This is a genomic window from Streptomyces sp. NPDC045701 (assembly GCF_056432045.1).
Window position 1 is genome coordinate 142,041 of sequence record NZ_JBWKJV010000001.1, and the last position, 21,714, is coordinate 163,754.

Genomic DNA, 21,714 nt, shown 5'->3' on the forward strand with positions numbered 1-21,714 from the left:
GCAGGAGTTCCGCGTCCGTGCAACCGGCGATGCGCTCGCGGGCCTCGTCGGACACGGCGACGCCGCGCTGTTCCAGGACGATCAGCAGGGCCTCGGCGGCCCTCGGCACGGCCCTCGACGCGGCCCTCGACGCGGCCCTCGTCCCGGATCTCCTCCGAGATGGGCGACTTGTAGAACGACAGGTCCACGGCCATCAGCTGCCTCCACAGTTGTGCGGCCGGGCGTTTGCCCAGGCCTTGTGCGATGAGTTCGGCGAGGGGGTACGAAAGCTCTTCGGTTGTTTCACGCAGGGCGCCGGAGACTGCCTTCAGTATGGCAGCGACGTCCGGGTTGTCGGCATGTGTGATCGCGGCCAGGGTGGCCAGGGCCAGGTCCTTGCGGGCCTCGGCGGTGTTGCGGAGCACGGGCATGTTGTGCGGACCGGCCACCAGGGGGCGAAGGGTGAGCGAGGCCCACTGCCGAGGGCCGATATGGACGGGCCGGGCAGCCCATTCGGCCGTGGAGCGGTCCTGGCAGATGACCAGTAACACCGGCGGCCGCTGGTACTTCGCGTAGAGGTAGGACAGGTAGTACGCCCAGCTCGCGGGCTTGGAGAAATCTTTCTTGCCCTGCGCCTCGACGGCCAGGAGGAACGACCCCTCGTCCTCGGTGTCGAAGAGCAGCAGCGTGTCCACGCGGCGCTCAAGGGGACGGGCCTCCGTGAGGTCGGTCGGCAGGACCCGCACCGAAGTGGGTGGGGGAAACGGGACGCCCAGCACCTCCGAAACACCGGAGAAGAGCTCCGGGTACTCCTGGAAGATGCGGTGCATCGCCTCGTGTGAGGAACTGACCATGCACTGGACGGTAGGCACCGAGCGCGCTGCACATATGCCAGACGCACATGCATCACCTGATCGGATTACCCGGCTGAAGGTGGCCGGGATCGCCCGGAACCGGCACAGCGGGTCCCGGTACGACCAGGTGACATTCCGCCCACACCGTCTTGCGCGGCACCTGCCCCGGCACGACGCCCCACCGGTCCGCGAGCTCCTCGACGATCACCGGCCCGAGCCCCGGCGGCCGGCGGCCCGGGAGCCGGTCGGCCCCGGGTGTCGGTCACCTCGACGCGCAGAGCGCGTCCGCCGTCCGTCACCCTGCGTGCCAGGCGGAAGTCCCGGCCCGGCACCCGGCCGTGCGTCACGGCGTTCACGGCCAGCTCGGCGACGACGTGCATGGCCGCCCCGGAGATCCCGTACGGCAGGTCCCAGGCGCGCAACCGCTCGGTGGCGAGCAGGCGCGCGAGGCGGGTGCCGCGTGGCGTGGAGGGCAGCCGCACGCTGAAATGACGTGCGTCGGACGTGAGTTCGGCGGTTCGCCTGATCACGCCGCTCCAGGAAGAGGTGACGCTGCGCCGACCGATCGGGGGGGCAATGGTGCTGCGTCGGCAGCTCGAACACCTGCTGGCGGTCGGGCAGATGGACAACGTGGAGATCCAGGTCATGCCGACCGCCACGGGGGATCATCCTGGTACGGGTGGCCGTATCGAGGTGCTGAAGTTCGAGGACGGTACGGCGGTGGGGCGCTCGGACGGCGGGTTCGCCGGCCGTCCGGTTTCCGATCCCCGCCAGCTCCGAATCCTCGAACTGCGCTATGGCATCATCCGGGCTCGGGCTCTCACGCCGGGGGAGTCGGTGGCCTTCATCGAGCAAGTGCTGAGAGAGACATGAATCGCGAGAGCTCCGACGTCTTGGACCTGACGTGGTGCAAAAGCAGTTACGGCAGCAGCAGTGAAGGTGAGGACTGCGTCGAGGTCGCCCTCGCCCCCCGCGCCGTCCACGTCCGCGACTCGAAGAACGCCGACGGCCCCCGCCTCGCCCTCCCGCCCGCCGCGTGGGCCGTCTTCGTGTCGTACGCGACCTGCGTCTAGTCCGCCGCCCGCTCCTCGCGGGGAGGGTCACACGTCCAGCGTGATCAGGTTCTTCGCCCGCGTGCCCGACTCCTCCGACGCCGGGCCGCCCGGGTTCTCCGTGGCCAGGGCCTGGTTCGCGGCCACGAAGGGGCGCATGCGCGACTCGTACGCGGCGAAGGCCGGCCCGTGGCGTCCCTCCGCCCGCGCGAGCTCGTCCGCCAGGACGTACGCGCCCACCAGGGCGAGGCTCGTGCCCTGGCCGGAGAGCGGGGACGGGCAGTACCCGGCGTCGCCGAGCAGGACCGAACGCCCCCGCGACCAGGCGTCCATGTGGATCTGGGCCATCGCGTCGCAGTAGAAGTCCGGCGCCTCGAGCGCGGCCTTGGCCAGCCGGTCGCCCTCCCACCGCAGGGCGGCCAGCCGGTCCACGATCAGGGACTTGAGGTCGGCGTCGCGGGGGAGCGGCGCGGACTCGAAACCGAACGCGACCCGCAGCTCGCCGTTGTCGCGTACGGGCATGATGCCGAACCCCGTCTCCCCGTCGCGCATCCAGACCTGCCAGTTGTCCAGGTCCAGGAAGTTGTCCGCGCTGAAGACCGACAGGTAGCTGCCCAGGTGCCGGGTGAAGTCCACCTCCGGGCCGAAGGCCAGCCGCCGCACGGTGGAGTGGAGGCCGTCCGCGCCGACCACCAGGTCGAAACGGCGCGAGGGGGCGTGGGCGAAGTCCACCCGGATCCCGTCGGCGTCCTCGGCGAGGGCGGTGACGCTGTCGCCGAAGACGTACTCGACCTCCCCGGTCGCGCGTGCCCGGTCGTACAGCAGTCGTCCCAGGTCCTCACGCAGCACCTCGATGTCGTCGCCGTACAGCCGGCCGCTGCTGAGCGTGTACTCCGTCGACCGGTCGATCTCGGTGCCGTCCGCGTCCAGGATCGACATGCCCCGCATGCGGGTGCGGGCCTCCCGGGCGCCCTCCAGGATCCCGATGCGGGCGGCCACCTCCAGGGCAACGCCCCGGATGTCGACGGCCTGGCCGCCGGCGCGCAGGCCGGGCGCCCGTTCGACGACGGTGGGCGCGAAGCCGCGGGCGCGCAGCAGGCACGCGAGGGCCGATCCGGCGATGCCGGCACCGGAGATGAGGACGGACTGCATGGTGGAGCTCCCTTCGATACGGTGTACGCCGCTGAATGTACGACGTACGCACACCCCTGCCAAGCAGGTAAAAAAGCCCGCTGTACTAGGCCAGGCGCGTATTCGACGGCAGCCTCCCTGCTAGGGTCTGCCCTAGTACAGCCCGCCCGCCCGGCGAAAAAGGAAACGAGGTGGTACCGCATGGGTGACCGACCCCCCTACCTCCGCATCGCCGCCGACATCCGGCAGCGGATCGCCGACGGCGAGCTGCGCCCCGGCGACCGTGTGCCCTCCACCCGGCAGATCGCCCGGCAATGGGGGGTCGCCCTCGCCACCGCCACCAAGGCGCTCACCGCCCTGCGCCTGGAGGGCACCGTCGAAGCCCGGCCGCGCGTCGGCACCGTCGTCGCCGGCACCCCGACCGCCGCCGCCACCGCCGCCGGTACGCGCGCCGCCCCGGACACCGCCCCGGCCGCCCGGCGCACCGCCGAACCGGAGCTCACCCGCGCCCGCATCGTCAGCGCCGCCATCGGCATCGCCGACGCCGAAGGGCTCGCCGCCCTCTCCATGCGCGGCGTCGCCGCCCGCCTCGGGGTCGCGGCCATGTCCCCCTACCGCTACGTCGGCAGCAAGGACGAGCTCGTCGCCCTGATGGCCGACGCCGCCTACGGCGAGGTCGCGCCCCCCGACGCGCCGCCGCGGGGCTGGCGAGCGCGTATGGAGGCGGGCGCGCGCGCCCTGTGGGAGGTGTGCCGGCGGCACCCGTGGGTCGCCCAGATCGGCCCGCTCAGCCGGCCGCTCGTCCTGCCGAACCTGATGGCGCACGGCGAATGGATGCTCGCCGCGCTGGAGGGTGGCGGACTGGACGCCAAGACCCGCTTCGACATCCACCTGCTGATCTACAGCTACGTCCAGGGCCTGGCCGTCAACCTGGAGCGCGAGGTGCAGGCACAGGCCACCACCGGCCTCACCGAGGACGAGTGGATGGACGGCCAGGAAGCGGCGATGCGCGGCATTCTCACCTCGGGGCGCTACCCCGCCCTCACCCGTACGATCACCGCCTTCGAAGGCGGTTACGACCTCGACCTCGACGCGCTGTTCGACTTCGGCCTGACACCGCTCCTCGACGGCATCGAACGCCTGGTCGAGGCAGCCGCCCGTCCGGCATGATCAAATATGCGTTCAGCGGCACGACAGGGGTGGGGATCGTGGGGACGGGCGCGCCGGAAGGACGGCCGGGGGACGGGCCGTCCGTGTCCGACGAGGAGTGGGCGCGGTTCCTCCGCGCGGCGGAGCGGGACGGCGGGGCGACCGCCCCCAAGGAGCCGTCGGCCGACGAACGCGCCGCGCGGGCGGCGCGGGTGGCCGGCTCCGCGCAGCCCGCGGGGTGGCGCACCGGACCGGCCTGGCGGGAGATCGACGGGCGGGCGCTCCGGCGGCGGCGCCTGGCCGGAGTGCTCGGGATGCTGCTGGCGGCGGGGCTCGTGGTCGTCGCCGTCCGCCCCGGGCTGGTCACCGACCGGTTCGGAGGGGGGGTCGGGGGAGGGGACACGCACGCCGCCGCGCCTCCGGCGCCGGCCGTGGAGGACCTCCCCACGCTCAAGGAACCCTTCCGGGGCTCACCCGCGGCCCACTGGGCCGACGGTGCCGCCGGGATCCGGGTGCCCGGGGCCAGGCCGGTCGGCGGCATGAGCGTGGAGGACGTCCGGCACGCCCTCACCAGCGCCAAGGCGCTGCTCGTGGCCGCCAATCTGGACCCCGCCACCCTGAGGGGCGAGCGGCCCCGTGCCGCGCTGGACCTCTTGGACCCGCTCCAGGTCGACGGCCGCGGACTGCTGGACAAGGCCCTGGCCGACCCGGCCCCGGACCGCGATCCGCTGTGGGTGTTCAGCCGCTTCGACCCGGCCGAGGTCCGACCGGCCGGGGACGTGGTGAAGGTCCAGGGCCGGATGACTTACGAGAAGGGCGAGCGGGACGGCCAGGTGCTCGTACACGCCGACTACACGTTCGTCCACCCGGTGGTGAAGGCGGACCCGGGCGGTGCCACCGAGGTCGCCCGGACCATCGTGCGCAGACAGATGACCCTGGCCCTGCACGACCCGGCGAAGATCCGCACGACGCCCGGGAAGCTGTTCGTCCTGCGCATGGACGTAAGGGTCGGCAACGACGACTGCTCGCGCGACGGCGAGGGCTTCCTGCACCCCCGGTTCCTCTCGGACCTGGTGGCCGGAGAGGGGGGCGCGGGCACCGGAGAGCCGGTCGATCCCTACGACCGCAGCAAGTCCCTGGACCAGCTGCCCCAGGAGTGCGGCACCGTGACCCGCACCTGACGGGGCACGGGCGCGGAACAGGGCGTTCCGTCTCCGGTGGGGTGTGCCGCGGTTTGACAGGCACACCGCGCGGGGTAATCTCTTCGGCTCGATTGGCGTCGGGTACGTCCCGTATGGCAGACTGTCGGGGTTGCTCGGTTGAGTGCCGATGCTGCGCGCCTCCCGCCGGGAGGACCGGAAGCGAGTCCCACAGTACTCGTCGTCCCTGATCAGGGGCGGACGTACGGGAATCTTCCGGGAAGTGTCAGCGGGGCGCCGACCAGGCACCCGGTGGGTGTTCCGCCCCCGGTCTCGCGGTCCTCGGGCCCGCACCCCCTCGGTTGGGAAATCCTTCGGGAGATCTGCGTAGAGGGGATGCGACACACCCGACCGCGTGGGTCGGAGGAGGGGCTGTGGTTCCGCGGCGGAGACGCCGGGGGGAAGCGGCCCACCAGGTTCCAGAGCGTTACGAGAGACAGGACTACTGAGTAGCCATGGCGGGACAGAAGATCCGCATCCGGCTCAAGGCCTACGACCACGAGGTCATCGACTCGTCGGCGAAGAAGATCGTCGAGACGGTGACGCGCACTGGTGCGTCGGTCGCGGGCCCGGTGCCGCTGCCCACTGAGAAGAACGTGTACTGCGTCATCAAGTCGCCGCACAAGTACAAGGACTCGCGCGAGCACTTCGAGATGCGCACGCACAAGCGCCTCATCGACATCCTCGACCCCACGCCGAAGACGGTTGACTCGCTGATGCGTCTCGACCTGCCGGCCGGCGTCGACATCGAGATCAAGCTCTGAGGTGACGCGCGAGATGGCTAAGAACATTAAGGGCGTCCTGGGCGAGAAGCTCGGCATGACCCAGGTCTGGGACGAGAACAACCGGGTCGTCCCGGTGACCGTCGTCAAGGCCGGGCCCTGCGTCGTCACCCAGGTCCGCAGCAACGACACTGACGGCTACGAGTCGGTCCAGATCGCCTTCGGCGAGATCGACCCGCGCAAGGTGAACAAGCCCCTCAAGGGTCACTTCGCCAAGGCCGACGTCACCCCGCGCCGCCACCTGGTGGAGATCCGCACCGCTGACGCCTCCGAGTACACGCTCGGCCAGGAGATCACCGCTGGGGTCTTCGAGGCGGGCGTCAAGGTCGACGTCACCGGCAAGAGCAAGGGCAAGGGCTTCGCCGGTGTCATGAAGCGCCACAACTTCCGTGGCCTGGGCGCCGGACACGGTACCCAGCGCAAGCACCGCTCGCCCGGTTCCATCGGTGGCTGCGCCACCCCGGGCCGTGTGTTCAAGGGCCTCCGCATGGCGGGCCGCATGGGCAACGAGCGGGTCACCACCCAGAACCTGACCGTCCACGCCGTTGACGCGGAGAAGGGCCTGCTCCTGATCAAGGGCGCGGTTCCTGGTCCGAACGGCGGCCTCGTCCTGGTCCGTACCGCGGCCAAGGGGGCCTGAGGTAACCGATGAGCACCATTGACATCCTTTCGCCGGCAGGCGACAAGGCCGGGACCGTCGAGCTCCCCGCGGAGATCTTCGACGCGAAGACCAGCGTTCCGCTGATCCACCAGGTCGTCGTCGCACAGCTGGCCGCTGCCCGTCAGGGCACGCACAAGACCAAGACCCGTGGCGAAGTCCGCGGCGGTGGCAAGAAGCCTTACCGCCAGAAGGGCACCGGCCGCGCCCGTCAGGGTTCGACCCGCGCCCCGCAGTTCGCCGGTGGTGGCGTCGTCCACGGCCCCGTGCCGCGTGACTACTCGCAGCGCACCCCGAAGAAGATGAAGGCCGCCGCCCTGCGCGGTGCCCTCTCGGACCGGGCGCGTCACTCCCGTATCCACGTCGTCACCGGCGTGGTCGAGGGTGAGGTCTCCACCAAGGCCGCCAAGACGCTGTTCGGCAAGATCTCGGAGCGCAAGAACCTGCTCCTGGTCGTCGAGCGCGCCGACGAGGCCGCGTGGCTGTCCGCCCGCAACCTGCCCCAGGTGCACATCCTGGAGCCGGGCCAGCTGAACACGTACGACGTGATCGTCTCCGACGACGTGGTCTTCACCAAGGCCGCCTTCGAGTCCTTCGTGTCTGGCCCCAAGGCCGATGACAACGAGGGGAGCGAGGCCTGATGGCCGAGATCACCAGCAAGACCTTCTCCGACCCGCGCGACGTTCTCGTCAAGCCGGTTGTCTCCGAGAAGAGCTACGCGCTGCTCGACGAGAACAAGTACACGTTCATCGTGGCACCCACCGCCAACAAGACCCAGATCAAGCAGGCCGTCGAGGCGGTCTTCTCGGTCAAGGTCGCGTCGGTGAACACGATCAACCGTCAGGGCAAGCGCAAGCGCACCCGCACCGGTTTCGGTAAGCGCGCGAACACCAAGCGCGCCATCGTGACCCTTGCTGAGGGCAACCGTATCGACATCTTCGGCGGTCCGACCGCCTGATGGCGGTCTGGATCGTCCGAATATCGGACGAGGACTGAGAAATGGGTATCCGCAAGTACAAGCCGACGACTCCGGGCCGTCGTGGCTCCAGCGTCGCCGACTTTGTCGAGATCACGCGGTCCACGCCGGAGAAGTCGCTGGTCCGCCCCCTGCACAGCAAGGGCGGCCGTAACAACACCGGTCGTGTGACCGTCCGTCACCAGGGCGGTGGCCACAAGCGCGCCTACCGCGTGATCGACTTCCGTCGTCACGACAAGGACGGCGTGCCGGCCAAGGTCGCTCACATCGAGTACGACCCCAACCGCACCGCGCGCATCGCGCTCCTCCACTACGTGGACGGCGAGAAGCGCTACATCATCGCTCCGCGTGGCCTGAACCAGGGCGACCGGATCGAGAACGGCCCCGGCGCCGACATCAAGCCCGGCAACAACCTGGCCCTCCGCAACATCCCGGTCGGTACCACGATCCACGCGATCGAGCTCCGTCCCGGCGGTGGCGCCAAGTTCGCCCGCTCCGCGGGTGCCTCCGTGCAGCTGCTCGCGAAGGAGGGCCAGATGGCCCACCTGCGCATGCCGTCCGGTGAGATCCGCCTGGTCGACGTCCGCTGCCGCGCCACGATCGGCGAGGTCGGCAACGCCGAGCAGTCGAACATCAACTGGGGCAAGGCCGGCCGCAAGCGCTGGCTGGGCGTTCGCCCGACCGTCCGTGGTGTCGCCATGAACCCGGTCGACCACCCCCACGGTGGTGGTGAGGGCAAGACCTCCGGTGGTCGCCACCCGGTCTCCCCCTGGGGTCAGAAGGAGGGTCGTACTCGTTCTCCCAAGAAGGCGAGCAACAAGTACATCGTCCGCCGCCGCAAGACGAACAAGAAGCGCTAGGAGCGGGTTTAGATGCCGCGTAGTCTCAAGAAGGGGCCCTTCGTCGACGACCACCTGATCAAGAAGGTGGACACTCAGAACGAAGCCGGCACCAAGAACGTCATCAAGACCTGGTCCCGTCGCTCGATGATCGTCCCGGCCATGCTCGGCCACACGATCGCGGTGCACAACGGCAAGACCCACATCCCGGTGTTCGTCACCGAGTCGATGGTCGGCCACAAGCTCGGCGAGTTCTCGCCGACTCGCACCTTCCGCGGCCACGTCAAGGACGACCGGAAGTCGAAGCGCCGCTAACGCGGGGTGACAGACCATGACGAACGTGTCAGACACTGAAGGGACAACCATGGAAGCCAGGGCCCAGGCGCGGTACATCCGCGTCACGCCCATGAAGGCCCGCCGCGTGGTGGACCTCATCCGTGGCATGGATGCCACGGAGGCTCAGGCGGTCCTGCGTTTCGCCCCGCAGGCCGCGAGCGTGCCGGTGGGCAAGGTGCTGGACAGCGCCATTGCCAACGCCGCGCACAACTACGACCACACGGACGCCTCTTCGCTGTACATCAGCGAGGCGTACGTCGACGAGGGTCCGACCCTGAAGCGGTTCCGTCCGCGCGCCCAGGGCCGTGCCTACCGGATCCGCAAGCGGACCAGCCACATCACCGTGGTCGTCAGCAGCAAGGAAGGAACCCGGTAATGGGCCAGAAGGTAAACCCGCACGGGTTCCGGCTCGGCATCACCACCGACTTCAAGTCGCGCTGGTACGCCGACAAGCTGTACAAGGACTACGTCAAGGAAGACGTCGCCATCCGTCGGATGATGACGTCCGGCATGGAGCGCGCCGGCATCTCGAAGGTGGAGATCGAGCGCACCCGTGACCGCGTGCGGGTGGACATCCACACCGCGCGTCCCGGCATCGTCATCGGCCGCCGTGGCGCCGAGGCCGACCGCATCCGCGGCGACCTCGAGAAGCTCACGGGCAAGCAGGTCCAGCTGAACATCCTCGAGGTCAAGAACCCCGAGGTCGACGCTCAGCTCGTGGCCCAGGCCGTTGCCGAGCAGCTGTCCTCCCGCGTCTCCTTCCGTCGGGCCATGCGCAAGAGCATGCAGTCCGCCATGAAGGCCGGCGCCAAGGGCATCAAGATCCAGTGTGGCGGCCGTCTCGGCGGCGCCGAGATGTCCCGCTCGGAGTTCTACCGCGAGGGCCGTGTGCCGCTGCACACGCTCCGCGCGAACGTCGAGTACGGCTTCTTCGAGGCCAAGACGACCTTCGGCCGCATCGGCGTGAAGGTCTGGATCTACAAGGGCGACGTCAAGAACATCGCCGAGGTCCGCGCCGAGAACGCTGCTGCCCGCGCCGGCAACCGCCCGGCCCGTGGTGGCGCTGACCGCCCGGCCCGTGGTGGCCGCGGTGGCGAGCGTGGCGGTCGCGGTCGCAAGCCGCAGCAGGCTGGTTCCGCTGCCGAGGCCCCCAAGGCCGAGGCCGCTGCCGCCGCTCCGGCTGAGAGCACCGGAACGGAGGCCTGACCGACATGCTGATCCCCCGTAGGGTCAAGCACCGCAAGCAGCACCACCCCAAGCGCCGCGGTATGGCCAAGGGTGGTACGACGGTTGCGTTCGGCGAGTACGGCATCCAGGCCATGACTCCGGCGTACGTGACCAACCGCCAGATCGAGGCGGCTCGTATCGCGATGACCCGCCACATCAAGCGTGGCGGCAAGGTCTGGATCAACATCTACCCGGACCGCCCGCTGACCAAGAAGCCCGCCGAGACCCGCATGGGTTCCGGTAAGGGTTCGCCGGAGTGGTGGGTCGCGAACGTGCACCCGGGCCGGGTCATGTTCGAGCTGTCCTACCCGAACGAGAAGATCGCACGTGAGGCTCTGACTCGCGCGGCCCACAAGCTGCCGATGAAGTGCCGGATCGTCAAGCGCGAGGCAGGTGAAGCGTGATGTCGGCCGGTACCAAGGCGTCCGAGCTGCGCGAGCTGGGCAACGAGGAGCTTGTTGCCAAGCTCCGCGAGGCCAAGGAAGAGCTGTTCAACCTCCGCTTCCAGGCGGCGACCGGGCAGCTCGAGAACCACGGTCGGCTCAAGTCCGTCCGTAAGGACATCGCCCGGATCTACACCCTGATGCGTGAGCGCGAGCTGGGCATCGAAACGGTGGAGAGCGCCTGATGAGCGAGAACAACGTGACTGAAGAGAAGACCGAGCGCGGTTTCCGCAAGACCCGTGAGGGTCTGGTCGTCAGCGACAAGATGGACAAGACCGTCGTCGTCGCCGTCGAGGACCGCGTCAAGCACGCGCTGTACGGCAAGGTCATCCGCCGTACGAACAAGCTCAAGGCGCACGACGAGCAGAACGCCGCGGGTGTCGGCGACCGCGTCCTCCTCATGGAGACCCGGCCGCTGTCCGCGACCAAGCGCTGGCGCGTCGTCGAGATCCTCGAGAAGGCCAAGTAATTTTGCGGGGTCCTCTCCCCCTGGGGGAGAGGTCCCGCATGCCCCCCGCTGAGGCGTCACTGCCCCAGCACTTAGTTCCGCCAGGCTCGGCAGGGCCCTCACGGGCCCTGCCGGGAACCGGCAGACGATCAGGAGATAGACGTGATCCAGCAGGAGTCGCGACTGCGTGTCGCCGACAACACTGGTGCCAAGGAGATCCTTTGCATCCGTGTTCTCGGTGGTTCCGGTCGCCGCTACGCGGGCATCGGTGACGTCATCGTCGCCACCGTCAAGGACGCGATCCCCGGTGGCAACGTGAAGAAGGGTGACGTCGTCAAGGCGGTCATCGTTCGCACCGTCAAGGAGCGCCGCCGCCAGGACGGCTCGTACATCCGCTTCGACGAGAACGCCGCCGTCATTCTGAAGAACGACGGCGACCCTCGCGGCACCCGTATCTTCGGCCCGGTGGGCCGTGAGCTGCGCGAGAAGAAGTTCATGAAGATCATCTCGCTCGCGCCGGAGGTGCTGTAAGCATGAAGATCAAGAAGGGCGACCTGGTACAGGTCATCACCGGTAAGGACAAGGGCAAGCAGGGCAAGGTCATCGCGGCCTTCCCCCGTGAGGACCGCGTCCTGGTCGAGGGTGTCAACCGGGTCAAGAAGCACACCAAGGCCGGTCAGACCGCTCGCGGTTCGCAGACCGGTGGCATCGTCACGACCGAGGCCCCGATCCACGTGAGCAACGTTCAGCTCGTGGTGGAGAAGGACGGCAACAAGGTCGTCACGCGCGTCGGTTACCGCTTCGACGACGAGGGCAACAAGATCCGCGTTGCCAAGCGGACGGGTGAGGACATCTGATGGCTACCACCACCACTCCGCGTCTCAAGACGAAGTACCGCGAGGAGATCGCGGGCAAGCTGCGTGAGGAGTTCTCGTACGAGAACGTCATGCAGGTTCCCGGCCTCGTGAAGATCGTGGTCAACATGGGTGTGGGCGACGCCGCCCGCGACTCCAAGCTGATCGACGGGGCCATCAAGGACCTCACCACGATCACGGGTCAGAAGCCGGCCGTCACCAAGGCCCGCAAGTCCATCGCGCAGTTCAAGCTGCGTGAGGGCCAGCCGATCGGTGCCCACGTCACGCTCCGTGGCGACCGCATGTGGGAGTTCCTGGACCGCACCCTGTCGCTCGCGCTCCCGCGCATCCGCGACTTCCGCGGTCTGTCCCCCAAGCAGTTCGACGGCCGTGGCAACTACACCTTCGGTCTCACGGAGCAGGTCATGTTCCACGAGATCGACCAGGACAAGATCGACCGTGTCCGGGGTATGGACATCACCGTGGTGACCACGGCGACCAACGACGAAGAGGGCCGTGCGCTCCTCCGTCACCTCGGCTTCCCCTTCAAGGAGGCGTAAGCGAGATGGCGAAGAAGGCTCTCATCGCGAAGGCTGCCCGTAAGCCCAAGTTCGGCGTGCGCGCGTACACCCGTTGCCAGCGCTGCGGTCGTCCGCACTCCGTCTACCGCAAGTTCGGCCTGTGCCGCGTGTGCCTCCGTGAGATGGCTCACCGTGGCGAGCTGCCGGGCGTGACCAAGAGCTCCTGGTAACAGCCCTTTCGGGCTGCTCCAGGACTCTCGGTAAGCATCTGGTCGGCAGGAGCCCCGCCCCGCATGTCGTAGGCTTGTGGGGTTGGGCGCCTGCCGCCCGTACGACTTACTACGCCGTAGGTCCCCGCACCGCACCCGTCCCGCCCATGAGCGGGGAGAGGGATGGCGCATACAGGAAACCCCGGCGAGAGAGGCCGAAGGCCAATTCATGACCATGACTGATCCGATCGCAGACATGCTTACGCGTCTGCGGAACGCGAACTCGGCGTACCACGACTCCGTGACCATGCCGCACAGCAAGATCAAGTCTCACATCGCGGAAATCCTCCAGCAGGAGGGCTTCATCACGGGCTGGCGCGTCGAGGACGCCGAGGTGGGCAAGAACCTCGTCCTCGAGCTCAAGTTCGGTCCGAACCGTGAGCGCTCCATCGCGGGCATCAAGCGGATCTCGAAGCCCGGCCTGCGGGTCTACGCGAAGTCCACCAACCTGCCGAAGGTCCTCGGCGGTCTGGGCGTGGCGATCATCTCCACGTCCCACGGCCTCCTGACCGGCCAGCAGGCGCAGAAGAAGGGCGTGGGTGGGGAAGTCCTCGCCTACGTCTGGTAGTCGGGAACGGAGGAAAAGCTAATGTCGCGTATTGGCAAGCTCCCCATCACGGTTCCCGCCGGCGTGGACGTCACCATCGAGGGCCGCACGGTCACGGTGAAGGGTTCCAAGGGCACCCTGAGCCACACCGTCGCCGCGCCGATCGAGATCGTTAAGGGCGAGGACGGCGTTCTCAACGTCACTCGTCCGAACGACGAGCGTCAGAACAAGGCCCTCCACGGCCTGTCCCGCACGCTGGTGGCCAACATGATCACCGGTGTGACCCAGGGGTACACGAAGGCGCTCGAGATCAGCGGTGTCGGTTACCGCGTGGCCGCGAAGGGCTCCAACCTGGAGTTCCAGCTCGGCTACAGCCACCCGATCCTGGTGGAGGCCCCCGAGGGCATCTCCTTCAAGGTCGAGTCGCCGACCAAGTTCTCGGTCGAGGGCATCGACAAGCAGAAGGTCGGCGAGGTCGCCGCGAACATCCGCAAGCTTCGCAAGCCCGACCCCTACAAGGCCAAGGGCGTGAAGTACGCGGGTGAGGTCATCCGCCGCAAGGTCGGAAAGGCTGGTAAGTAAGCCATGGCATACGGCGTGAAGATTGCCAAGGGCAAGGCCTACAAGGGCGCTGCTCTGAAGCGTCGCCACATCCGCATCCGCAAGAAGATCGCGGGTACGACCGAGCGTCCGCGCCTGGTCGTCACGCGCTCCAACCGCGGGATCACCGCTCAGGTCATCGACGACATCGCGGGTCACACCCTCGCGTCGGCGTCCACCCTGGACGCGTCCATCCGCGGCGGCGAAGGCGACAAGTCGGCGAAGGCGAAGCAGGTCGGCCAGCTCGTGGCCGAGCGTGCCAAGGCCGCCGGCATCGAGGCTGTCGTGTTCGACCGTGGCGGCAACCAGTACGCCGGGCGCATTGCCGCCCTGGCGGACGCCGCCCGCGAAGCCGGGCTCAAGTTCTGAGCCGGTTCCGTAGCTCAGCGGAAAACGAAGAGAGGTAATTCCAATGGCTGGACCCCAGCGCCGCGGAAGCGGTGCCGGTGGCGGCGAGCGGCGGGACCGGAAGGGCCGTGACGGCGGCGCTGCTGCCGCCGAGAAGACCGCGTACGTTGAGCGCGTCGTCGCGATCAACCGCGTCGCCAAGGTTGTGAAGGGTGGTCGTCGCTTCAGCTTCACCGCGCTGGTCGTGGTGGGCGACGGTGACGGCACCGTGGGTGTCGGTTACGGCAAGGCCAAGGAGGTGCCGGCCGCCATCGCCAAGGGTGTTGAGGAGGCCAAGAAGCACTTCTTCAAGGTCCCCCGTATCCAGGGCACCATCCCGCACCCGATCACGGGCGAGAAGGCCGCGGGCGTCGTCCTGCTCAAGCCTGCTTCCCCCGGTACCGGTGTTATCGCCGGTGGCCCGGTGCGTGCCGTGCTCGAGTGCGCCGGCGTTCACGACATCCTGTCGAAGTCGCTCGGCTCGTCCAACGCGATCAACATCGTGCACGCGACCGTGGCGGCCCTCAAGGGCCTGCAGCGTCCCGAGGAGATCGCGGCCCGCCGCGGTCTGCCCCTCGAGGACGTCGCCCCCGCGGCTCTCCTCCGTGCGCGTGCAGGGGCGGGTGCGTAATGGCTCGCCTCAAGGTCACGCAGACGAAGTCGTACATCGGCAGCAAGCAGAACCACCGCGACACCCTGCGTTCCCTGGGCCTCAAGCGCCTGGGTGACGTGGTTGTCAAGGAGGACCGCCCCGAGTTCCGCGGAATGGTGCACACCGTCCGCCACCTCGTGACGGTCGAGGAGGTCGACTGACATGGCGGAGAACAAGCCGCTGAAGGCCCACGACCTCCGTCCCGCCCCGGGCGCCAAGACCGCCAAGACCCGTGTGGGTCGTGGTGAGGCGTCGAAGGGTAAGACGGCCGGCCGTGGTACCAAGGGCACGAAGGCCCGCTACCAGGTTCCGGAGCGCTTCGAGGGTGGGCAGATGCCCCTCCACATGCGTCTCCCGAAGCTCAAGGGCTTCAAGAACCCGTTCCGCACCGAGTACCAGGTCGTGAACCTGGACAAGCTCGCCTCCCTCTACCCCGAGGGTGGCGACGTCACGGTGGCCGATCTGGTCGCCAAGGGCGCGGTGCGCAAGAACAGCCTCGTCAAGGTCCTGGGCCAGGGCGAGATCTCCGTGGCGCTGCAGGTTTCGGTTGACGCCGTCTCCGGCTCCGCCAAGGAGAAGATCACCGCCGCTGGCGGTACCGTCACCGAGCTCGTCTGAGCTCTGTCCTGACGGACACCGACGGAAAAGAGCCTGGCCGGCGCCCCTCACGGGGTGTCGGCCAGGCTCTTTTCGCGTACGGGCCCCGTTTCCCCGGCGCCGAGCAGCCGGCCGATGCCCGGGCGGGGCCGCGCCGAGCGGCGACGGGGGTCGGGTTTCGGACATGTTGGCTGTGGATGCTCTGTGCCGGGTGTCGATCGGGGACGCTCGGTCGTTGGCCCGGCAGGGCCCGGTCGTCCGGTCGCCCGTGGGCTTTCGCCTTACCCGCGGTTGACGTGCCTCAGCGACGTTTCACGCGGGCGGGGCGGCCGGGTATGGTAGCCGCTGTTAGTGTCCCGGCAGTCTGCCCCCGTGGCGTAAGGCTGCCGTGTTTGTATCTACTCACTTACCAAACCGTCACCCTCACGCGCGTAACGCGGGGGTCGCAGGAGGCACCGTGCTCACCGCGTTCGCCCGGGCGTTCAAGACGCCCGACCTGCGCAAGAAGCTGCTCTTCACGCTGGGCATCATCGTGATCTACCGGCTCGGGGCCCACATCCCCGTCCCCGGTGTCGACTACCAGTCCGTCCAGCAGTGCGTGGACGAGGCCAGCAAGGGCGGCAACAGCCTGCTCGGCCTCGTGAACCTGTTCAGCGGCGGGGCGCTTCTGCAGATCACCATCTTCGCGCTCGGCATCATGCCGTACATCACGGCGAGCATCATCCTGCAGCTGCTGACCGTCGTCATCCCGCGCCTCGAGGCCCTCAAGAAGGAGGGACAGGCGGGCACGGCCAAGATCACGCAGTACACGCGGTACCTGACGATGGCCCTCGCGATCCTCCAGGGCACCGGCCTGGTGGCGACGGCCCGCACCGGCGCGCTGTTCAGCGGCTGCACGGTGGCCGGTCAGGTCGTCCCGGACCGTTCGATCTTCGTGACCATCCTCATGGTCATCACCATGACCGCGGGCACCGCCGTCGTGATGTGGCTCGGTGAGCTCATCACCGACCGCGGCATCGGCAACGGCATGTCGATCCTGATGTTCATCTCGATCGCCGCCGGCTTCCCGGGCGCCCTGTGGGCCATCAAGGTCAGCGGCAAGCTCGCCCAGGGCTGGATCGAGTTCGGCACCGTCATCCTGATCGGCTTCGTGATGGTGGCCCTGGTGGTCTTCGTCGAGCAGGCCCAGCGCCGGATCCCGGTGCAGTACGCGAAGCGCATGATCGGCCGCAGGTCCTACGGCGGTACGTCCACGTACATCCCGCTCAAGGTGAACCAGGCAGGTGTGATTCCTGTCATCTTCGCCTCGTCGCTGCTCTACATCCCGGCCCTGATCGCCCAGTTCTCGACCTCCACCTCCGGGTGGAAGACCTGGATCGAAGCCCACTTCGTCAAGGGTGACCACCCCTACTACATCACCGTCTACTTCCTGTTGATCGTGTTCTTCGCCTTCTTCTACGTGGCGATCTCGTTCAACCCCGAGGAAGTCGCGGACAACATGAAGAAGTATGGTGGCTTCATCCCGGGTATCCGGGCTGGTCGACCTACTGCCGAGTACCTGAGCTACGTGCTCAACAGGATCACCTGGCCGGGCTCGCTGTACCTGGGTCTGATCGCTCTTGTGCCGACGATGGCGTTGGCAGGCTTCGGTGGCGCCAATGCCAACTTCCCCTTCGGTGGGACGAGCATCCTCATCATCGTGGGTGTGGGGCTGGAGACCGTGAAGCAGATCGAGAGCCAGCTCCAGCAGCGCAATTACGAAGGGTTCCTCCGCTGATGCGAATCGTCCTCGTCGGACCGCCCGGTGCGGGCAAGGGAACGCAGGCCGCGTTCCTTGCCAAGAACCTGTCGATCCCGCACATCTCCACGGGCGACCTGTTCCGCGCCAACATCAGTCAGGGCACGGAGCTGGGCAAGCAGGCCAAGGCGTACATGGACGCCGGCAACCTCGTACCCGACGAGGTCACCATCGGCATGGCCAAGGACCGCATGGAGCAGGCGGACGCCGTGAACGGCTTCCTGCTGGACGGCTTCCCGCGCAACGTGGCCCAGGCCGAGGCGCTGGACGCCATGCTCGTCGGCGAGGGCATGAAGCTGGACGCCGTCCTCGACCTGGAGGTCGAGGAGGACGAGGTCGTCAAGCGGATCGCGGGCCGCCGCATCTGCCGCAACGACAGCTCCCACGTCTTCCACGTGACGTACGCGCCGCCGAAGGCCGAGGGCGTCTGCGACGTCTGCGGTGGCGAGCTGTACCAGCGTGACGACGACTCCGAGGGGACCGTCCGCAAGCGGCTGGAGGTCTACCACACGCAGACCGAGCCGATCATCGACTACTACCGGGCCCAGGGCCTGGTGGTGACCATCTCCGCGCTCGGCAAGGTCGACGAGGTGACCGGGCGGGCCATGGAGGCGCTGCGGGGCGAGAAGGCCGCGTAGCCTTCCGGACACATGTCGTACACCGGCCGCGGTGCCCTTCGGGGCGCCGCGGCCGGTGTCGTACCGCCGTATCGTGGTGAGGTCACCCCGTTCTCCGTTTGGAAAGGCGTCAGCCGTCATGGTGCAGATCAAGACTCCCGAGCAGATCGCGAAGATGCGCGAGGCGGGGCTTGTCGTCGCCGCCATCCACGCGGCGACCCGGGAGGCCGCCGTGCCCGGCGCGACGACGAAGGACCTGGACGAGGTCGCGCGGAAGGTCATCGCCGACCACGGGGCGAAGTCGAACTTCCTCGGGTACGGCGGGTTCCCCGCGACGATCTGCACGTCGGTGAACGAGGTCGTCGTCCACGGCATCCCCAGCGACGAGGTCGTCCTCAAGGACGGCGACATCATCTCCATCGACTGCGGCGCGATCGTCGACGGCTGGCACGGCGACGCCGCGTACACGGCCTTCGTCGGGTCGGGCCACGCCCCGGAGCTGATCGAGCTCTCCCGGGTGACCGAGGAGTCGATGTGGGCCGGCATCGCCGCGATGAGGAACGGCAACCGGCTGGTGGACATCTCCAAGGCGATCGAGTCCTACATCCGCCGCCAGCCGCGTCCGGCCGCGGGCGAGCACAGCCTGGGCAAGTTCGGGATCATCGAGGACTACGGCGGCCACGGCATCGGCACCGAGATGCACATGGACCCGCACCTGCTGAACTACGTCTCCCGCAAGCGCGGCAAGGGCCCCAGGCTGGTGCCCGGCTTCTGCCTGGCGATCGAGCCGATGGTGTCGCTCGGTACGCCCCGCACGGAGGTCCTGGAGGACGACTGGACCGTCATCACGACGGACGGCACCTGGTCCTCCCACTGGGAGCACTCCGTGGCCCTCACGGAGGAGGGCCCGCTCGTCCTGACGGCCCCGGACGGCGGCAAGGCCAAGCTCGCGGAGCTGGGCGTCACGGCGGCCCCGGACCCGCTGGCCTGACCCCCGGACGGGGCGGCCGGCCCCGCGGCACGGCGGCGCGGGCGTCCGGACCGGGGAGCCGGGGATGGGGTAACGATCTCCCGCAGTGGGCAAGCTCTCGGGATTCGTCTTTTCCTGGGGCCTGACGTAGACTGATGCGTCGGCTCTCGTGTACCCGTGTGTCCGCACACGGCGACGAGAGTCGATCAAGGTAGCCGATTCGAAGGGCGAAGCGTGGCCAAGAAGCAAGGTGCCATCGAAATTGAGGGCACCGTGATCGAGTCCCTGCCGAACGCCATGTTCAAGGTAGAGCTCCAGAACGGTCACAAAGTCCTCGCGCACATCTCCGGCAAGATGCGGATGCACTACATCCGTATCCTCCCGGACGACCGGGTCGTCGTGGAGCTGTCTCCGTACGACCTGACGCGTGGGCGGATCGTCTACCGATACAAGTAGATCTTGTCGCGCCCCTCCGCGGGGCGGTGGCACTGACCCGGAGAACCTCACATCCCATGAAGGTCAAGCCGAGCGTCAAGAAGATCTGCGACAAGTGCAAGGTGATCCGCCGTCACGGCCGGGTCATGGTCATCTGCGACAACCTGCGCCACAAGCAGCGCCAGGGCTGACGCACGCCGACCTGCACCTCCGCAGTTCTTCGCGCGACGCGAGCAAATTCGTACATACGCAGCGCCCGCCAAACCCTGACAGGGTCGGCGACACCTCCGGCGGGGGCCGGGGACCTGGTCCGTACCTCGTACGGCGGCCACGGAGCGGCACTGCGGAAGACCCCCGAACACACAGGAGCCATTGAATGGCACGCGTTTCCGGTGTCGACATCCCGCGCGACAAGCGTGTGGAGGTCGCACTCACCTACGTCTTCGGTATCGGCCGCACCCTGGCGAAGGAGACCCTCGCCTCCACCGGTGTGAACCCGAACACCCGCGTTCGTGACCTGGCCGAAGAGGACCTGGTCAAGATCCGCGAGTACGTGGACGCCAACCTCAAGACCGAGGGTGACCTCCGTCGCGAGATCCAGGCCGACATCCGCCGCAAGGTTGAGATCGGCTGCTACCAGGGTCTGCGCCACCGTCGCGGTCTGCCGGTCCACGGCCAGCGCACCAGCACGAACGCTCGTACCCGCAAGGGCCCGCGTCGCGCCATCGCCGGCAAGAAGAAGCCGGGCAAGAAGTAGTCCGCAGCGGACGACTGTCCACGGTCTTCGCTGTAGGACCGACCACCTCCCGTAGGAGTAAGACATGCCCCCCAAGGGTCGTCAGGGCGCTGCCAAGAAGGTGCGCCGCAAGGAAAAGAAGAACGTCGCTCACGGGCACGCCCACATCAAGAGCACGTTCAACAACACGATCGTCTCGATCACGGACCCCTCGGGCAACGTGATCTCCTGGGCCTCCGCCGGCCACGTCGGCTTCAAGGGCTCGCGCAAGTCCACCCCCTTCGCCGCGCAGATGGCCGCCGAGTCGGCCGCCCGCCGCGCGCAGGAGCACGGCATGCGCAAGGTCGACGTCTTCGTCAAGGGCCCGGGCTCGGGTCGTGAGACGGCCATCCGTTCGCTCCAGGCGACCGGTCTCGAGGTCGGCTCCATCCAGGACGTCACCCCCACCCCGCACAACGGCTGCCGTCCGCCGAAGCGCCGCCGCGTCTGACGCACGGCTGCTTTCGCAGGGATTCTCGGGCGGTACGGCTCTTCGGGGGCGTGCCGCCCGTACCCTTGCACTATCCGAGGACGTCAAATAGCGGGCGTCCACGACTGAAGGAAACACACCATGCTTATCGCTCAGCGTCCCTCGCTGACCGAAGAGGTCGTCGACGAGTACCGCTCGCGGTTCGTCATCGAGCCGCTGGAGCCGGGCTTCGGCTACACGCTCGGCAACTCGCTCCGGCGTACGCTCCTCTCCTCGATCCCGGGTGCGGCGGTCACGTCCATCCGCATCGACGGTGTCCTGCACGAGTTCACCACCGTGCCGGGCGTCAAGGAGGACGTCACCGACCTCATCCTGAACATCAAGCAGCTGGTCGTGTCCAGCGAGCACGACGAGCCGGTCGTGATGTACCTGCGCAAGCAGGGCCCGGGCCTCGTGACCGCGGCCGACATCGCCCCGCCGGCCGGTGTCGAGGTGCACAACCCCGACCTGGTGCTCGCCACGCTGAACGGCAAGGGCAAGCTGGAGATGGAGCTGACCGTCGAGCGCGGTCGCGGCTACGTCTCCGCCGTCCAGAACAAGCAGGTGGGCCAGGAGATCGGCCGTATCCCGGTCGACTCGATCTACTCGCCGGTCCTCAAGGTCACGTACAAGGTCGAGGCGACGCGTGTCGAGCAGCGCACCGACTTCGACAAGCTGATCGTGGACGTCGAGACCAAGCAGGCCATGCGTCCCCGTGACGCCATGGCGTCGGCCGGCAAGACCCTGGTCGAGCTGTTCGGCCTGGCCCGCGAGCTCAACATCGACGCCGAGGGCATCGACATGGGCCCGTCCCCCACGGACGCCGCCCTCGCCGCCGACCTGGCGCTGCCGATCGAGGAGCTCGAGCTCACCGTTCGTTCGTACAACTGCCTCAAGCGCGAGGGCATCCACTCCGTGGGTGAGCTCGTGGCGCGTTCCGAGGCCGACCTGCTCGACATCCGCAACTTCGGTGCGAAGTCGATCGACGAGGTCAAGGCGAAGCTGGCCGGCATGGGCCTGGCCCTGAAGGACAGCCCGCCCGGATTCGACCCGACCGCCGCCGCCGACGCCTTCGGCGCCGACGACGACGCGGACGCGGGCTTCGTCGAGACCGAGCAGTACTGATCGCTGCCCGCGGGCGACCGCCCGC

At 68.2% G+C, this 21,714-nt stretch carries 33 protein-coding genes and 3 pseudogenes; 33 read left to right on the forward strand and 3 right to left on the reverse strand.

What is annotated here, in order from left to right; all coding sequences use genetic code 11:
• Both AC07DW_RS00730 and AC07DW_RS00735 read right to left on the reverse strand, forming a co-directional pair.
• Window positions 1-833 (reverse strand): annotated as a pseudogene (locus tag AC07DW_RS00730) (RpnC/YadD family protein); the annotation flags it as partial.
• 52 nt (window positions 834-885) lie between these two features.
• Window positions 886-1,363 (reverse strand): annotated as a pseudogene (locus AC07DW_RS00735) (ATP-binding protein).
• A 4-nt stretch (window positions 1,364-1,367) separates the two neighbouring features.
• On the opposite strand from AC07DW_RS00735, the pseudogene AC07DW_RS00740 reads away from it, so the two are divergent.
• Both AC07DW_RS00740 and AC07DW_RS00745 read left to right on the forward strand, forming a co-directional pair.
• Window positions 1,368-1,706 (forward strand): annotated as a pseudogene (locus AC07DW_RS00740) (Scr1 family TA system antitoxin-like transcriptional regulator); the annotation flags it as partial.
• The gene (locus AC07DW_RS00745) at window positions 1,703-1,906 is read left to right on the forward strand and encodes a DUF397 domain-containing protein (RefSeq protein WP_478855450.1); all 204 of its coding nucleotides are present in this window, start codon (window positions 1,703-1,705) and stop codon (window positions 1,904-1,906) included. The pseudogene AC07DW_RS00740 and the gene AC07DW_RS00745, both read left to right, overlap by 4 nt.
• Before the next feature lie 27 nt (window positions 1,907-1,933).
• On the opposite strand, the gene AC07DW_RS00750 is transcribed toward AC07DW_RS00745, so the two are convergent.
• Entirely contained in the window at window positions 1,934-3,037 is a 1,104-nt protein-coding gene (locus tag AC07DW_RS00750; RefSeq protein WP_478855451.1) for an FAD-dependent monooxygenase, read from the reverse strand.
• A 180-nt stretch (window positions 3,038-3,217) separates the two neighbouring features.
• On the opposite strand from AC07DW_RS00750, the gene AC07DW_RS00755 reads away from it, so the two are divergent.
• The 31 genes from AC07DW_RS00755 to AC07DW_RS00905 all read left to right on the forward strand — a co-directional run bounded on the left by AC07DW_RS00755 (window position 3,218) and on the right by AC07DW_RS00905 (window position 21,689).
• Complete coding sequence (locus AC07DW_RS00755) at window positions 3,218-4,186, forward strand: TetR/AcrR family transcriptional regulator C-terminal domain-containing protein (RefSeq protein WP_478855452.1); 969 nt, start codon at window positions 3,218-3,220, stop codon at window positions 4,184-4,186.
• A gap of 83 nt (window positions 4,187-4,269) precedes the next feature.
• Window positions 4,270-5,346 (forward strand): hypothetical protein, encoded by a 1,077-nt coding sequence (locus AC07DW_RS00760; RefSeq protein WP_478855453.1) that lies wholly within the window; start codon window positions 4,270-4,272, stop codon window positions 5,344-5,346.
• A 473-nt stretch (window positions 5,347-5,819) separates the two neighbouring features.
• On the forward strand, window positions 5,820-6,128 hold the full coding sequence (rpsJ, locus tag AC07DW_RS00765; protein WP_003948644.1) for a 30S ribosomal protein S10: 309 nt from the start codon (window positions 5,820-5,822) through the stop codon (window positions 6,126-6,128).
• Window positions 6,129-6,141: 13 nt separating this feature from the next.
• Entirely contained in the window at window positions 6,142-6,786 is a 645-nt protein-coding gene (rplC, locus tag AC07DW_RS00770; protein ID WP_478855454.1) for a 50S ribosomal protein L3, read from the forward strand.
• Window positions 6,787-6,794: 8 nt separating this feature from the next.
• Window positions 6,795-7,445, forward strand: coding sequence for a 50S ribosomal protein L4 (gene rplD / locus AC07DW_RS00775; RefSeq protein WP_064069951.1), 651 nt, complete (start codon window positions 6,795-6,797; stop codon window positions 7,443-7,445).
• Entirely contained in the window at window positions 7,445-7,762 is a 318-nt protein-coding gene (gene rplW / locus AC07DW_RS00780) for a 50S ribosomal protein L23 (protein WP_351809114.1), read from the forward strand. The genes rplD and rplW overlap by 1 nt, the downstream gene beginning before the upstream one ends.
• A gap of 41 nt (window positions 7,763-7,803) precedes the next feature.
• On the forward strand, window positions 7,804-8,640 hold the full coding sequence (gene rplB / locus AC07DW_RS00785) for a 50S ribosomal protein L2 (RefSeq protein ID WP_344363073.1): 837 nt from the start codon (window positions 7,804-7,806) through the stop codon (window positions 8,638-8,640).
• Window positions 8,641-8,652: 12 nt separating this feature from the next.
• Window positions 8,653-8,934: a 30S ribosomal protein S19 gene (rpsS, locus tag AC07DW_RS00790; protein WP_003974263.1), complete on the forward strand. Its 282-nt coding sequence runs from the start codon at window positions 8,653-8,655 to the stop codon at window positions 8,932-8,934.
• Window positions 8,935-8,983: 49 nt separating this feature from the next.
• Window positions 8,984-9,331, forward strand: a complete 348-nt coding sequence (gene rplV / locus AC07DW_RS00795; RefSeq protein ID WP_030685471.1) for a 50S ribosomal protein L22 — start codon at window positions 8,984-8,986, stop codon at window positions 9,329-9,331.
• The gene (gene rpsC / locus AC07DW_RS00800) at window positions 9,331-10,161 is read left to right on the forward strand and encodes a 30S ribosomal protein S3 (protein WP_031076668.1); all 831 of its coding nucleotides are present in this window, start codon (window positions 9,331-9,333) and stop codon (window positions 10,159-10,161) included. Before rplV ends, rpsC begins: the two co-directional genes overlap by 1 nt.
• A gap of 5 nt (window positions 10,162-10,166) precedes the next feature.
• Window positions 10,167-10,586, forward strand: a complete 420-nt coding sequence (gene rplP, locus AC07DW_RS00805) for a 50S ribosomal protein L16 (RefSeq protein ID WP_005313579.1) — start codon at window positions 10,167-10,169, stop codon at window positions 10,584-10,586.
• On the forward strand, window positions 10,586-10,810 hold the full coding sequence (gene rpmC / locus AC07DW_RS00810) for a 50S ribosomal protein L29 (RefSeq protein WP_031076670.1): 225 nt from the start codon (window positions 10,586-10,588) through the stop codon (window positions 10,808-10,810). The genes rplP and rpmC overlap by 1 nt, the downstream gene beginning before the upstream one ends.
• Complete coding sequence (gene rpsQ / locus AC07DW_RS00815; RefSeq protein WP_189550649.1) at window positions 10,810-11,094, forward strand: 30S ribosomal protein S17; 285 nt, start codon at window positions 10,810-10,812, stop codon at window positions 11,092-11,094. Before rpmC ends, rpsQ begins: the two co-directional genes overlap by 1 nt.
• Window positions 11,095-11,235: 141 nt before the next feature.
• Window positions 11,236-11,604 (forward strand): 50S ribosomal protein L14, encoded by a 369-nt coding sequence (gene rplN, locus AC07DW_RS00820; RefSeq protein ID WP_003956455.1) that lies wholly within the window; start codon window positions 11,236-11,238, stop codon window positions 11,602-11,604.
• Between the two features lie 2 nt (window positions 11,605-11,606).
• A complete protein-coding gene (gene rplX, locus AC07DW_RS00825) occupies window positions 11,607-11,930 on the forward strand; it encodes a 50S ribosomal protein L24 (RefSeq protein ID WP_019888758.1) in 324 nt (107 codons plus the stop codon).
• The gene (gene rplE / locus AC07DW_RS00830; RefSeq protein ID WP_064069947.1) at window positions 11,930-12,487 is read left to right on the forward strand and encodes a 50S ribosomal protein L5; all 558 of its coding nucleotides are present in this window, start codon (window positions 11,930-11,932) and stop codon (window positions 12,485-12,487) included. The genes rplX and rplE overlap by 1 nt, the downstream gene beginning before the upstream one ends.
• A gap of 5 nt (window positions 12,488-12,492) precedes the next feature.
• Window positions 12,493-12,678: a type Z 30S ribosomal protein S14 gene (locus tag AC07DW_RS00835; RefSeq protein ID WP_003956452.1), complete on the forward strand. Its 186-nt coding sequence runs from the start codon at window positions 12,493-12,495 to the stop codon at window positions 12,676-12,678.
• A 208-nt stretch (window positions 12,679-12,886) separates the two neighbouring features.
• Window positions 12,887-13,285, forward strand: a complete 399-nt coding sequence (gene rpsH / locus AC07DW_RS00840; RefSeq protein ID WP_084897853.1) for a 30S ribosomal protein S8 — start codon at window positions 12,887-12,889, stop codon at window positions 13,283-13,285.
• A gap of 21 nt (window positions 13,286-13,306) precedes the next feature.
• Window positions 13,307-13,846, forward strand: a complete 540-nt coding sequence (gene rplF / locus AC07DW_RS00845; RefSeq protein WP_064069946.1) for a 50S ribosomal protein L6 — start codon at window positions 13,307-13,309, stop codon at window positions 13,844-13,846.
• Between the two features lie 3 nt (window positions 13,847-13,849).
• Entirely contained in the window at window positions 13,850-14,233 is a 384-nt protein-coding gene (gene rplR / locus AC07DW_RS00850; protein ID WP_031076680.1) for a 50S ribosomal protein L18, read from the forward strand.
• Between the two features lie 43 nt (window positions 14,234-14,276).
• A complete protein-coding gene (gene rpsE / locus AC07DW_RS00855) occupies window positions 14,277-14,882 on the forward strand; it encodes a 30S ribosomal protein S5 (RefSeq protein ID WP_006376045.1) in 606 nt (201 codons plus the stop codon).
• Window positions 14,882-15,064 (forward strand): 50S ribosomal protein L30, encoded by a 183-nt coding sequence (gene rpmD, locus AC07DW_RS00860; protein WP_041130781.1) that lies wholly within the window; start codon window positions 14,882-14,884, stop codon window positions 15,062-15,064. The genes rpsE and rpmD overlap by 1 nt, the downstream gene beginning before the upstream one ends.
• Before the next feature lies 1 nt (window position 15,065).
• Window positions 15,066-15,521: a 50S ribosomal protein L15 gene (rplO, locus tag AC07DW_RS00865; RefSeq protein WP_433114905.1), complete on the forward strand. Its 456-nt coding sequence runs from the start codon at window positions 15,066-15,068 to the stop codon at window positions 15,519-15,521.
• 436 nt (window positions 15,522-15,957) lie between these two features.
• A complete protein-coding gene (gene secY, locus AC07DW_RS00870; RefSeq protein WP_478855455.1) occupies window positions 15,958-17,277 on the forward strand; it encodes a preprotein translocase subunit SecY in 1,320 nt (439 codons plus the stop codon).
• Window positions 17,277-17,936: an adenylate kinase gene (locus AC07DW_RS00875; RefSeq protein WP_478855456.1), complete on the forward strand. Its 660-nt coding sequence runs from the start codon at window positions 17,277-17,279 to the stop codon at window positions 17,934-17,936. Before secY ends, AC07DW_RS00875 begins: the two co-directional genes overlap by 1 nt.
• Before the next feature lie 118 nt (window positions 17,937-18,054).
• Window positions 18,055-18,906 (forward strand): type I methionyl aminopeptidase, encoded by an 852-nt coding sequence (map, locus tag AC07DW_RS00880; RefSeq protein WP_478855457.1) that lies wholly within the window; start codon window positions 18,055-18,057, stop codon window positions 18,904-18,906.
• A gap of 213 nt (window positions 18,907-19,119) precedes the next feature.
• Window positions 19,120-19,341: a translation initiation factor IF-1 gene (gene infA, locus AC07DW_RS00885; protein WP_003956442.1), complete on the forward strand. Its 222-nt coding sequence runs from the start codon at window positions 19,120-19,122 to the stop codon at window positions 19,339-19,341.
• A 56-nt stretch (window positions 19,342-19,397) separates the two neighbouring features.
• Complete coding sequence (gene rpmJ, locus AC07DW_RS00890; protein ID WP_003956441.1) at window positions 19,398-19,511, forward strand: 50S ribosomal protein L36; 114 nt, start codon at window positions 19,398-19,400, stop codon at window positions 19,509-19,511.
• Window positions 19,512-19,696: 185 nt separating this feature from the next.
• Window positions 19,697-20,077, forward strand: coding sequence for a 30S ribosomal protein S13 (rpsM, locus tag AC07DW_RS00895; protein ID WP_478855458.1), 381 nt, complete (start codon window positions 19,697-19,699; stop codon window positions 20,075-20,077).
• A 64-nt stretch (window positions 20,078-20,141) separates the two neighbouring features.
• Window positions 20,142-20,546: a 30S ribosomal protein S11 gene (gene rpsK / locus AC07DW_RS00900; RefSeq protein WP_003956432.1), complete on the forward strand. Its 405-nt coding sequence runs from the start codon at window positions 20,142-20,144 to the stop codon at window positions 20,544-20,546.
• 120 nt (window positions 20,547-20,666) lie between these two features.
• Window positions 20,667-21,689 (forward strand): DNA-directed RNA polymerase subunit alpha, encoded by a 1,023-nt coding sequence (locus tag AC07DW_RS00905; RefSeq protein WP_003956430.1) that lies wholly within the window; start codon window positions 20,667-20,669, stop codon window positions 21,687-21,689.
• The last annotated feature ends 25 nt before the right edge of the window (window positions 21,690-21,714 follow it).

Bases quoted from the DNA above. Each gene is read 5' to 3' on its own strand.
- AC07DW_RS00745 (WP_478855450.1), top strand. From the start codon at position 1,703: ATGAATCGCGAGAGCTCCGACGTCTTGGACCTGACGTGGTGCAAAAGC.
- AC07DW_RS00750 (WP_478855451.1), bottom strand. From the start codon at position 3,037: ATGCAGTCCGTCCTCATCTCCGGTGCCGGCATCGCCGGATCGGCCCTC.
- AC07DW_RS00755 (WP_478855452.1), top strand. From the start codon at position 3,218: ATGGGTGACCGACCCCCCTACCTCCGCATCGCCGCCGACATCCGGCAG.
- rpsJ (WP_003948644.1), top strand. From the start codon at position 5,820: ATGGCGGGACAGAAGATCCGCATCCGGCTCAAGGCCTACGACCACGAG.
- rplC (WP_478855454.1), top strand. From the start codon at position 6,142: ATGGCTAAGAACATTAAGGGCGTCCTGGGCGAGAAGCTCGGCATGACC.
- rplD (WP_064069951.1), top strand. From the start codon at position 6,795: ATGAGCACCATTGACATCCTTTCGCCGGCAGGCGACAAGGCCGGGACC.
- rplW (WP_351809114.1), top strand. From the start codon at position 7,445: ATGGCCGAGATCACCAGCAAGACCTTCTCCGACCCGCGCGACGTTCTC.
- rplB (WP_344363073.1), top strand. From the start codon at position 7,804: ATGGGTATCCGCAAGTACAAGCCGACGACTCCGGGCCGTCGTGGCTCC.
- rpsS (WP_003974263.1), top strand. From the start codon at position 8,653: ATGCCGCGTAGTCTCAAGAAGGGGCCCTTCGTCGACGACCACCTGATC.
- rplV (WP_030685471.1), top strand. From the start codon at position 8,984: ATGGAAGCCAGGGCCCAGGCGCGGTACATCCGCGTCACGCCCATGAAG.
- rpsC (WP_031076668.1), top strand. From the start codon at position 9,331: ATGGGCCAGAAGGTAAACCCGCACGGGTTCCGGCTCGGCATCACCACC.
- rplP (WP_005313579.1), top strand. From the start codon at position 10,167: ATGCTGATCCCCCGTAGGGTCAAGCACCGCAAGCAGCACCACCCCAAG.
- rpmC (WP_031076670.1), top strand. From the start codon at position 10,586: ATGTCGGCCGGTACCAAGGCGTCCGAGCTGCGCGAGCTGGGCAACGAG.
- rpsQ (WP_189550649.1), top strand. From the start codon at position 10,810: ATGAGCGAGAACAACGTGACTGAAGAGAAGACCGAGCGCGGTTTCCGC.
- rplX (WP_019888758.1), top strand. From the start codon at position 11,607: ATGAAGATCAAGAAGGGCGACCTGGTACAGGTCATCACCGGTAAGGAC.
- rplE (WP_064069947.1), top strand. From the start codon at position 11,930: ATGGCTACCACCACCACTCCGCGTCTCAAGACGAAGTACCGCGAGGAG.
- AC07DW_RS00835 (WP_003956452.1), top strand. From the start codon at position 12,493: ATGGCGAAGAAGGCTCTCATCGCGAAGGCTGCCCGTAAGCCCAAGTTC.
- rpsH (WP_084897853.1), top strand. From the start codon at position 12,887: ATGACCATGACTGATCCGATCGCAGACATGCTTACGCGTCTGCGGAAC.
- rplF (WP_064069946.1), top strand. From the start codon at position 13,307: ATGTCGCGTATTGGCAAGCTCCCCATCACGGTTCCCGCCGGCGTGGAC.
- rplR (WP_031076680.1), top strand. From the start codon at position 13,850: ATGGCATACGGCGTGAAGATTGCCAAGGGCAAGGCCTACAAGGGCGCT.
- rpsE (WP_006376045.1), top strand. From the start codon at position 14,277: ATGGCTGGACCCCAGCGCCGCGGAAGCGGTGCCGGTGGCGGCGAGCGG.
- rpmD (WP_041130781.1), top strand. From the start codon at position 14,882: ATGGCTCGCCTCAAGGTCACGCAGACGAAGTCGTACATCGGCAGCAAG.
- rplO (WP_433114905.1), top strand. From the start codon at position 15,066: ATGGCGGAGAACAAGCCGCTGAAGGCCCACGACCTCCGTCCCGCCCCG.
- AC07DW_RS00875 (WP_478855456.1), top strand. From the start codon at position 17,277: ATGCGAATCGTCCTCGTCGGACCGCCCGGTGCGGGCAAGGGAACGCAG.
- map (WP_478855457.1), top strand. From the start codon at position 18,055: ATGGTGCAGATCAAGACTCCCGAGCAGATCGCGAAGATGCGCGAGGCG.
- rpmJ (WP_003956441.1), top strand. From the start codon at position 19,398: ATGAAGGTCAAGCCGAGCGTCAAGAAGATCTGCGACAAGTGCAAGGTG.
- rpsM (WP_478855458.1), top strand. From the start codon at position 19,697: ATGGCACGCGTTTCCGGTGTCGACATCCCGCGCGACAAGCGTGTGGAG.
- rpsK (WP_003956432.1), top strand. From the start codon at position 20,142: ATGCCCCCCAAGGGTCGTCAGGGCGCTGCCAAGAAGGTGCGCCGCAAG.
- AC07DW_RS00905 (WP_003956430.1), top strand. From the start codon at position 20,667: ATGCTTATCGCTCAGCGTCCCTCGCTGACCGAAGAGGTCGTCGACGAG.